This window comes from Pullulanibacillus camelliae, from assembly GCF_014642655.1.
In the GTDB taxonomy this organism is placed as follows: domain Bacteria; phylum Bacillota; class Bacilli; order Bacillales; family Sporolactobacillaceae; genus Pullulanibacillus; species Pullulanibacillus camelliae.
Genome location: NZ_BMIR01000022.1, coordinates 45,324 through 55,143, shown reverse-complemented (window position 1 = coordinate 55,143; position 9,820 = coordinate 45,324). Strand labels below are relative to the sequence as shown.

The 9,820-nt window shown below is 40.5% G+C and carries 7 protein-coding genes and 1 rRNA gene; all 8 read left to right on the top strand.

Going from position 1 to position 9,820, the window contains the following annotated elements:
* Positions 1 to 101 (top strand): 5S ribosomal RNA (gene rrf / locus IEW82_RS17120); the annotation flags it as partial.
* 927 nt (positions 102 to 1,028) lie between these two features.
* On the top strand, positions 1,029 to 2,069 hold the full coding sequence (gene gap / locus IEW82_RS17115; protein WP_229672736.1) for a type I glyceraldehyde-3-phosphate dehydrogenase: 1,041 nt from the start codon (positions 1,029 to 1,031) through the stop codon (positions 2,067 to 2,069).
* On the top strand, positions 2,044 to 2,211 hold the full coding sequence (locus IEW82_RS17110; protein ID WP_229672727.1) for a GapA-binding peptide SR1P: 168 nt from the start codon (positions 2,044 to 2,046) through the stop codon (positions 2,209 to 2,211). Before gap ends, IEW82_RS17110 begins: the two co-directional genes overlap by 26 nt.
* Complete coding sequence (pckA, locus tag IEW82_RS17105) at positions 2,208 to 3,794, top strand: phosphoenolpyruvate carboxykinase (ATP) (protein WP_188697489.1); 1,587 nt, start codon at positions 2,208 to 2,210, stop codon at positions 3,792 to 3,794. Before IEW82_RS17110 ends, pckA begins: the two co-directional genes overlap by 4 nt.
* A 353-nt stretch (positions 3,795 to 4,147) precedes the next feature.
* Positions 4,148 to 5,935 carry a sigma-54-dependent Fis family transcriptional regulator gene (locus IEW82_RS17100; RefSeq protein WP_188697484.1) on the top strand — a complete coding sequence of 596 codons (1,788 nt, stop codon included), beginning with the start codon at positions 4,148 to 4,150 and terminating at the stop codon, positions 5,933 to 5,935.
* A 156-nt stretch (positions 5,936 to 6,091) separates the two neighbouring features.
* Positions 6,092 to 7,075 (top strand): 2-keto-3-deoxygluconate permease, encoded by a 984-nt coding sequence (locus IEW82_RS17095; RefSeq protein WP_188697481.1) that lies wholly within the window; start codon positions 6,092 to 6,094, stop codon positions 7,073 to 7,075.
* A 29-nt stretch (positions 7,076 to 7,104) separates the two neighbouring features.
* The gene (locus IEW82_RS17090; protein ID WP_188697478.1) at positions 7,105 to 8,394 is read left to right on the top strand and encodes a four-carbon acid sugar kinase family protein; all 1,290 of its coding nucleotides are present in this window, start codon (positions 7,105 to 7,107) and stop codon (positions 8,392 to 8,394) included.
* A gap of 1 nt (position 8,395) precedes the next feature.
* Positions 8,396 to 9,391 carry a 4-hydroxythreonine-4-phosphate dehydrogenase PdxA gene (gene pdxA, locus IEW82_RS17085; RefSeq protein ID WP_188697475.1) on the top strand — a complete coding sequence of 332 codons (996 nt, stop codon included), beginning with the start codon at positions 8,396 to 8,398 and terminating at the stop codon, positions 9,389 to 9,391.
* Positions 9,392 to 9,820 lie beyond the last annotated feature (429 nt).

Sequence of the window (9,820 nt, the reverse complement as noted above, 5' to 3'; positions counted from 1 at the left end):
GAAGAGGTCACACCCGTTCCCATCCCGAACACGGCCGTTAAGCTCTTCTGCGCCGATGGTAATTGGGGGCTTCCCCCTGTGAGAGTAGGACGTTGCCGGGCACTAAAAAACACAGTCAGAAATGGCTGTGTTTTTTTTTGATGATGTTGTTTTCCGCTCCAGACTACAGCAGTTTAAATGATAATTAAAATAACGAGGTTGTGTGTCTGAATAGGGGTTAAAGCGTAACAAGTGAAGAGGACAAGCAACATATGCCGTTTTTAAGATAACAAATGGTAAGGAAAGGTTAACAAAACAAAAAAACATCCAACTTAACAAATAGAGAACAAATCACAGGGAGTAGTTTTCAAATCAAGGACTGGGCGCAACAAAAAGGAGGGTAAATAAACAAAAACTACCCTCAAAATAAGAGGTATGACCATTTTAACAAAAGCCCTCCTCAAAATAACAAAAAACTTGTCCTGAATCTCTCTTTATTTTGTTTAAAGCGCTAGCTATGCAATGAATAAATTGCTCTTACATGTGACTTGGATGTATAAAGATAACGAAGAGATCTGTAGTTCAGAGAAGTGGGAAGTTAATAGGAAGGGCTGTAAAGGTTGGGCGTCCGACTGTAATTAGGGGCTTCATCTTGTGAGTAGGGGAAACTGCCATCCAAATGGAAAACACAGTCAGAAATGGCTGTGTTTTTTTGTACGTACTATCAGAATTTATAAATAATCGCTTATGCTTTCTAAGAAAGAGAGTATGAGCGTGGGCTTTGACTTTTCCGCCAGCTGAGGCCTACGAGCACTTGAGTTGTGCAGATTTAAAATCACATCAGAAGTATTAGCCATACAGTTAAAGCAAATTATTTTTTACCTCTAGATAACGAACTGATAAATAAATAAAACATACTATATTATATTTTATATCCTTTTAAGTTTATGATTTAAAATGGTATATAATTATTTTGGTTTTTTTGACTAAATAATGTGCATTAAATGATAAATGTGTTATACTATTTTTGATAAAAGGAGGCGTGAAATTTGGGAAAAAGAATGGGCATAAGTGGGATGGGGAGGATTGGCCGGTTACTCGTTAGAAAAATGATGACGGATACAAAGACAAAGGATATGTTAAAGGCTATTAATAGTCTTTACCCTGCTGAAACGATTGCTCATTTATTAAAGTATGACTCGGTTCATGGGAGATGGGATGCAGAGATCGTGGCAGCAGGTGAAATGTTGTACATTGATGGCAGGATTATTAAGGTAACATATTGTCGTGATCCCGAAACCATTCCCTGGCAGCAGTTAGAGATTGACTTGGTTATTGATGCGACTGGAAAGTTCAATAATCGTGAAGGCATGACTAAACACATTAAAGCAGGAGCTTCTTCTGTCCTCATAACTGCTCCTGGAGAGGATGTAGATTTAACGGCTGTAATGGGGATCAATCATCAAGATTACGATCCAGAAAAACACACTTTTTTATCAGCCGCCTCTTGTACCACAAATTGTGTTGTCCCCCTATTGAAAATGCTTGACGATGAATGTCAAATTAAACAGGGCTGGGTGACAACGATTCATGCATTGACATCAGACCAGAATCATATGGATAACCCGCATGAAGACCTGCGGAGGGCACGCTCTTGTACACAATCGATTATTCCTACAACAACGGGAATCGGGAAAGCGCTAAAAGCTATTTTACCTCATCTAGCTCCGTCTATTGAAGGGACAGCAGTTCGTGTACCCATACATGATGTCTCACTCACCGATCTCACCGTTGAGGTCTCCAAGAATAAGTGTACAGTAGACAGTATTAAAAAAATCTTTAGTGATGCGATTGAAGAGAGATACTCTCATATTGTAGAGATGAGTAATGAGCCATTGGTTTCAAAGGACTACATTGGAAATGATAAATCCGCGGTAGTGGATGGCGCGTCAATTATGGTTAAGGGGAATCAAATTAAGGTGCTCGCTTGGTATGACAATGAGTGGGCTTATTCCTGTAGAGTGGCTGAGCTTGCTCATTATTTATTGGAAAGGAGGAGAACCCATGGAAAGCTCCAAAGGACTTCCTGATATGGGTGTCATCGTTTGCTCCCAGTGTGGGAATGAAATTGAGACGATTCCAACGATTAAGGTGGTTACTTTATATGGACTTTGCCAAGGACATGAATGTCCTTTAGACCAAGAAATGAAAGAGGAGGATAGGCGAGGATGAGCATTGCAAAAGAAATTTTTTCCGCTTTTGATAGAGAGAGTTTTAAAGGATTGGTCCATTATAATTTATCGGTTTCAGAGTTGCTGGAATTCGCAGTGATCAGAAATGAGGGGCTGCTTACGGAAACCGGTGCATTCCTTGCTTATACAGGAGAATTTACTGGACGTTCTCCTAAGGATAAATTTATTGTGGAGGATGCTTTGGTCCATGATCATATTGAATGGGGAAAAGTTAATCAGCCTTTATCCCAAAAGCACTTTGAACAATTATATCAAAAAGCAATGGCTTATATGACGGAGCGACAGTTATTTGTGTTCGATGGATATGCTGGTGCAAAAGAAGAGCATCAGCTTTCTATTCGAGTCATTAATGAATATGCTTGGCATAATTTATTTGCCCGGCAGTTGTTTATTCGTCAAACTCCCGAACCATTCGATCATGAACAGTCAGATTTTACAATCATTTCCTTACCCGGTTTAAAGGCTGATCCGCGGTATGACGGCACTAACTCAGAGACCTTTATTGTCATTTCTTTTGAAAAGAAAATCGTTTTGATCGGTGGAACAGAGTATGCTGGTGAAATTAAAAAATCTGTTTTTACTATCCTTAATTATCTATTGCCCTTTGAAGGCGTGTTACCAATGCATTGTTCGGCTAATGTTGGGGATAAGGGAGATGTCGCTTTATTTTTTGGACTTTCAGGAACAGGAAAAACCACATTATCAGCGACATCTGAGCGGAAGCTGATTGGCGATGATGAGCACGGATGGTCTGATGCTGGAGTATTCAATTTTGAAGGTGGCTGTTATGCAAAGTGTGTCGGTCTTACTGAGGAAAATGAGCCGCAAATCTGGAATGCTATCCAATATGGCTCCGTTTTAGAAAATGTCGCCATTGATAGGAAAACGCGGCAGTTGAATTATAAAGAAACTCAAATTACAGAAAACACCCGTGCCGCTTATCCGTTAGAGAAGATTCCGAATGCACTGATACCAAGTGTTGCGGGACATCCTCAGGTTATCATCTTTTTAACAGCCGATGCATTTGGTGTTCTTCCACCTATTGCAAAGCTCACTAAAGAACAGGCGATGTATCACTTTTTATCTGGTTACACGTCAAAGCTTGCGGGTACAGAACGTGGGATTACTGAGCCAGAAGCAACTTTTTCTGCTTGCTTTGGGGAGCCTTTTATGTCCCTTCAACCTCATGTCTATGCCGAAATGCTTGGTAAAAAAATTGATGAGCATCATTCGAAGGTCTACCTTATAAATACAGGGTGGTCAGGTGGTCCCTATGGCGTGGGAAAACGCATAAAACTCGATTACACGAGAGTGATGGTTGACGCGGCTATTACAGGAACGATTGAAGCCAATAATTTTAGGGAGGAGTCCACCTTTGGATTGTTCATCCCACAATCTCTTCCTCATGTCCCTGATAAATTATTGAATCCAAGCCAAGCATGGAAGGATACTAAAGCCTATAATCATATGGCTCAGGAATTAATGAAGCTTTTCCATCGCAACTTTAAAAGATTTCAAAATGTCTCCTCCTCTATTAGAGAGGCAGGACCCAAGTTGAAATAAGTCCACTCATGGTTCAAAGAGTTCAATTAAGGATATTTAAGGTCTCCCTGTTGCCCGGCAAAAGACTATGTACTATACCGATCAAGGCGTGGTTAATATATTATTTTTTCATAATCGGATTCATGAGATAGCCTCCAAGAAGCACTGGTAGGTTGATAGTTGCCATGCCAAACAGGGAGATGACGCTATGCTTGATGCATTAATGGCCCAACATAACAAGCTTTGACAGCACTCTATAATTCATTTATTATTTTATCCTATATTTCATTGATTAGAATTTAAGCCTGTGTTTATGATAAATTAGAGGTAGATTGGTTAATAATGCTTTTGATAACTATGAGAGGATTTCAAACATGAAGATCAAAGTACTTCTAATTGCACCATACTCAGGTTTAAAAGAACTGGCATTGCGATTGACGAAAGAGCAAGATGAGTTGGAAATAACGGTGAGAGAAGGGGACCTAGAAGAAGCGGTCGCCGTTGCTAATGAAATTGGAAGTGAACAGTTTGATATTGTGATCAGCCGAGGAGGAACGGCTAAGCTGTTGAGAGAGAATCTTGGTCAACCTGTAATTGAAATACCTTTATCAGGTTATGATATTTTAAGGACTTTGACATTGATTAAAGACTATAAGGGCAAGGTAGAGATGGTGGCTTTCCCAAACATTTGCCAAGGCGTCAATGCGGTTTCAAACCTTTTAGATATACATATACCTTATAGCGTGATTGAACATTCTGGAGATGTTGAGCGTTTAATTCTTGAGGCAAAGGCGAAGGGCGCCAAATTGATTGTTGGTGATACAGTCACAATTAAGGTGGCAAAACGCCATGGGCTACAAGGCATTCTTTTCACCTCTGGGCGGGAGTCCATACTAGAGGCCTTTCAACAGGCACGTCAGCTTTATTTAGTGTTGCATAAATATGAGAATCGTGGAAATATGTTGGAAAAGATAATGGACCAATCTGGTGAAGGCGTCGCTGTTATAAGTCTTAATGGTGAGCTTCATTATTGTAATACTCCATTTTTAAAAATGTGGCATATTGCAGATGACGTCACCACAGTTCCTTTATCATCAGGAACTTTATCTGGATTAAAGGCACTGAAACATATCATGGCATTTCAAACTATTGCCTTTAGAAAAGTAGTTCAGGGGCGGGAGCTACACTGCCAGATTCGCTATTTTGATGATGAGAAGTACTTATTGAAAACCGATGATACGTTTAATAAAGAAAGCAAAGACTTAACTGTCGAATATTTACGATCTTCTATTCATTCTTTTACTCAAATTCCTGGGACGAGCGTAGCGATTAGAAAAGTTATCAATCAGGCGAGGAAGCTAAAGAACGAAGGGCTAATGGCAATCTATGGTGAAAAGGGTGTTGAGAAAAAACCGATTGCTTTTGCCATGAGAGGAGAGTCTGTCTTTCATAATTGTCCATTTTTGGTTGTAACCATCACCCACCCCTCTGATAACGCCTATAATGCGCTCAAAAAGTTACTGGAAAAAAGCAAGGGAGTTATTTTATATATTCGTGGGACCCATAGACTTGATCCAGTTCAGCAGAGGGGATTAACTATGCTCAATCAACATCAAGAGAATAGACAGGTCATTTATGCCTTTTATGCTGACCCTAAGTCAACCTTGGAGCCTGAATTTCTAAAGATCTTTTCTACACGTCTTCTTCATATTCCTCCACTGCGCGAGCGAACCGAAGACCTCGGTGAACACATTCGGTTATTTATAGGGCAATTTAATGAAAAGTATGGAAAACAGGTGGCTGGGATTCATAGTGATGCCTTAGAGCTTTTATCAACATCGATATGGAAGGGCAATGTTCAAGAGTGTGAATCCATTGTTGAACGGCTTATACAGCATGTAAACGGAGAGTATATTCATTTGACAGATGTCGAGCAGGTGCTGGCTGATTCGACTATAAATTATAAGTCCGCAGTGATTAGTGGTGAGCGCACAATTCCTATTGACATTAATAAGCCATTAGAAGACATTGAAAACCAAATTATCATGCGCATATTAGAGCTCGAAAATATGAATCAGACTAAGACAGCTGAAAGGCTAGGGATTACAAGAGCAACGTTATGGAGAAAATTAAAGAAATATGAACAGTCTCAGAGAGGATAGTGTTTAAAAATTAAACATTATCCTCGTTTTTTGTAAAAATATCAAATAAATTGTTGCTTTATTAAACGATATGTTGTAAATTAATAGATGTAAACGCTGTTAAAAGCTATTATATGATTATTATTGTTTAATTATTAAACAAAAGGGGGAAGCATCATGAAAATTAAAGCAACTTTAGATCGTATTCCAGGCGGTATGATGGTCGTACCATTATTGTTAGCCGCTTTAATCAATACGTTCGCACCGAACCTATTAAGAATTGGTAATTTCACGCAGGCTTTATTTGTAGATGGCTCAAATACCTTGATTGCCCTTTTCCTATTATGCGCCGGTGCACAAATTAATGTGAGAAGTGTTGGTGTTTCATTAGGGAAAGGTGCTACTTTATTAGGAGTAAAGTGGCTTGTCGCTGCTATTATCGGCTGTATTGCCTATTTATTCGCAGGAGCGAATGGTCTATTTTTAGGCTTAGCGCCTATTGCAATTATTGCTGCTATGAGTAATAGTAACGGTGGCTTGTATATGGCGATTGTGGGTCAATATGGTAAAAGTGATGATAAAGCTGCGTATTCCATTTTAGCGCTTAATGACGGACCATTCTTGACTATGGTGGCCTTATCTATTTTTGGTGCTATGGGGTTTGTTGATGGTCTGTTCTCAGTACAATCCTTCATTTCTGTTCTTTTACCTATCGTTGTCGGAATGGTTTTAGGTAACCTAGATCATGATATGCGTGATTTTTTTGCAAAAGGTTCAGATATGCTGATTCCATTCTTTGCCTTTGCGTTAGGTATGAGCATTGACTTTAAGTCAATTGTTGACGGGGGTCTTGCAGGAATCTTATTAGGATTAATGACTGTTTTTATCACGGGTACAGCAGGTTATTTTGTCTTCAAACTCATTGGCTGGAACCCAATTGTCGGGGCATCAGAAGGTTCAACAGCGGGAAATGCTGTTGCAACACCAGCAGCTATAGCCACAGCGAATGCTGCCTTTTTACCACTTGCGAAAATAGCGACGGTACAGGTTGCGGCAAGTACAGTGACAACCGCTATTCTTTTACCACTATATATTGCCTTTCTTGTTAAACGATTAGAGAAAAAAGGAAAGCTTGCAAAATATATAGGTGAGAAAAATTAGATTGCAATGAATTATTGGAGGGAACTCTTGTGAAACTGGCAATGATTGCCGACGATTTAACGGGTGCAAATGACAGCGGTGTTCAACTTGCCAGATATGGTATTGATACGTCAGTATTATTTAAAAATGAAGTTGAAGCTCTCACGAAACACGAAGGCATTGTTATTGATACGGATAGTCGGTCCTTATCAAAAGAGGAAGCTTATAAAAAGGTGAGAGAAGCTGCCGAGTTCTTAAAACAGGGTATATTTGATGTCATATATAAAAAAGTTGATTCCACATTGAGAGGAAATGTAGGGGTCGAAATCAATGCCTTGTATGATAGTTTTCAACCGGATGTAGTCATTATTGCACCTGCTTTTCCAAAAAATCGTCGTTTTACCAAAGACGGGCATCATTATTTGAATGATAAACGTTTAAATGAAACGGAAATTGCGCTTGATCCGAAAACGCCTGTAAAGGAATCCTATATCCCTAAGCTATTAGAGGAGCAGACGGGAAGACGGATTGGCCTCATTAACTACAATGAATTGAATGGTGACAATCAGGACATTATTAAACAGATAAAGAACCATGTCCAAAATGGGATTCACTATATTGTATTTGATGCTGTACATGAAGAGGATCTTAAAAAGCTCGCAACAATCGGTGTTCAAAGCCAGTTAAAGGTCTGCTGGGTCGGCTCAGCAGGCCTAGCTAATTATTTACCTGAGGCCTATCATTTAAAACAACGCCAGATTGAGTCTAAAGCATTCAGCACGGAAAACCCGGTGATGCTGGTTGTTGGAAGTGTAAGTCAAGTGACTCGCACTCAGCTTGATAAGGTGTTGGAAGCCTCAGCGTTAGTTGGTTTAGAGCTTGATTCGGTTGCGATTGTAACAGATGCAGAGACAAGACAACGAGAAATTGAACGGATTATAAAAGAAGCAACTCTTGCTTTAGAGAATAAAAAGGATCTTGCTTTATATTCTTCTGGCAGTCGTGAGGATATTATCAAGGCTCAGGAAGTTGGTCATGCCCATGGCCTAGATGAACGTCAAGTCAGTAACGCGATTTCTGAAGCATTAGGCCATGTAGCGGCTGCTTTAGTTGAGACGTTTACTTTTAATGGATTGGTTTTGACAGGTGGAGATACTGCGAAACAAGTATGTAATCAATTAAATGTGGCTGGCTTTAATCTCATCGATGAGGTGGAGACAGGTATTCCATTAGGCTTAGCAATAGGTGAAAAGCAGTTTTTTGCCATCACCAAAGCAGGTGCTTTTGGAACAGACTATTCGTTGCTAAATTCAATTAAAAAGCTTCAAGGAGATGTATGATATGAAACCGGTAATCGGAATCACAATGGGAGATGCAGCAGGAATTGGACCAGAGATCATCGTCAAAGCATTGGACACGAAAGAGCTTTATGAAACATGTCGTCCGATTGTCATCGGTGATGCGAAGATATTAGAACGTGCTCGTGATATTGTGGAAGCTGATCTTCAGATCCATGTTATTAAGGAAGTGAGTGATGCCCAGTTCGCTTATGGTACGATTGATTGTATTGATTTAGACGTCTTACCAGCTGATCTTCCATTCGGACAAATCTCACCCGCAGCAGGAGATGCCGCCTTTCGTTTTATAGAGAAGGCTGTCGAGCTTGCTAAAAAGCATGAGATTCAGGCCATTTGCACAGCGCCACTTAATAAGGAGGCCTTGCACAAAGGCGGTCATATGTTCCCTGGACATACTGAGATTTTAGCTGAATTAACAGGAACGAAGGACTACTCCATGATGCTGTCCTCACCTAATCTTAAGGTCATTCATTTAACGACCCATGTTGGGTTGATAAAAGCCATCGAGAGCATTAATCCTGAACGTACCTATACTGTGATTAAGCTGGCTCATGATACACTAACACGTGCTGGAATGAAGCAGCCAAGCATTGCGGTCTGTGGTATTAACCCACATGCTGGTGAGCATGGATTGTTTGGGAATGGTGAAGAGGAAGAAAAATTGATTCCAGGTATTGAAAGAGCACAGGCTGAAGGAATTAATGCTTCAGGACCACACCCTGCGGATACATTATTCTTTAGAGCGGCTCGCGGTGATTTTGATATTGTGGTGGCCTGTTACCATGACCAAGGCCATGCGCCGATTAAAGTATTGGGCCTAGAGGCTGGGGTGAACATTACCGTTGGCTTAAAAGGCGGAGTTATCCGTACCTCTGTAGACCATGGAACGGCTTTTGACATTGCTGGTAAAAATATTGCGGATAAACGCAGCATGCTTGCAGCGATTGAATCAGCGATTGAACTGGCACCAAAAGAATAAACGTATCACTTACAAGAGGGGGCCTTCGGGCTCTCTTTTTTGGATAATGAGATGTGTGAAGTTTGGGTCATTGGAGCGGATAGTGCCCATTTCTATAGGACTCTCGTATCACACCGTGAGTCAGCAGTACTCGAGAATACACGACTTTAGAGTGTTCCCAATCTCTCGCGCTTTGCGCTCCCATCTTCTTGACTTTACCAATGAAGCACCTTCCTTCCATATATGATGATCTCTATACCCAGCCAAGGGCCGGGTGCCGGGCGACTTTGCACGGTTTTTCTTCCTTGCCTCAGCCTTTTGTTGTGCTCACTCTCTGATTCGGAAGCTTGCCCTCGCTATTTGGTTATTCCACTTGGGACTTTTGTTAGAATGGCAGGCCTTTTGCTCAATGGATATCTTCAAATAACCGCTGTCATTTGAATATAATAA